Source organism: Psychroflexus salis, from assembly GCF_014640175.1.
GTDB classification, from domain to species: domain Bacteria; phylum Bacteroidota; class Bacteroidia; order Flavobacteriales; family Flavobacteriaceae; genus Psychroflexus; species Psychroflexus salis.
The window spans coordinates 1-675 of sequence record NZ_BMGL01000035.1; the positions used below are offsets into that span (position 1 = coordinate 1).

Below are 675 nucleotides of genomic sequence, written 5' to 3' on the forward strand. Positions count from 1 at the left end.
CCTATTGAAACTTCAGGATGTTTCACTTCCCAGATATGTGCAAAGGCATCTGTTTGAGCAATTAAATGATTCTTTAGTAATTCTTTTTCAGCATGATCTAAAAGGAGCAGCTCTTGAGTTAAATGCGTACTCTTTTTTGATGCACTTGCTAATAAATTTTCAAATAGAACAAGTGCGTTAGCAGAATCTTTTGAAGAATCTGTTTTAAATACAAGCTGATTATAAATAAAGTACCAAATTTTATAAGGAGATACAGTAGTTGAATTTAGTAATTTTAAAAGTTGCTTTTGCTTGTTCTTGTTTAAATATGCAGATGAAGCATCTAAATTTTTGATAAACAAAGTTTTGTCTTTAAATAGCTTCTTCCACAGTTTTTCTGATTCTGTTAGCGCTTTTTTACTAGTGAAATTAGTAGTAGACAGTAATTCTATTAATCGCACTACATCAAGCTTTTCTTCTTTTAATAGATGCTTTAACTTGGTCAGTTCGTCATGCTCAATACTAAGATTTTCGTTGTTTAAATACTCTTTAACTTGGTCTTTTTCTTTTTTAGCTTTTTCAAATAAATGTATAAACTCGTCTGTTTCTTGGGCTAAGTTTTCTGGAAAATTAAAATTCTGATGTATAAACTCCCATAAAGATTTAGCAGTTACTTGTTTGTTCTTTACAAATTGA

1 protein-coding gene is annotated in these 675 nt (G+C 29.5%); it reads right to left on the minus strand.

Features of this window, described 5'->3' with window-relative positions; translation table 11 throughout:
• The coding region (locus IEV63_RS12940; protein ID WP_188407230.1) for a hypothetical protein at positions 1-675 on the minus strand (675 nt) is incomplete at both ends.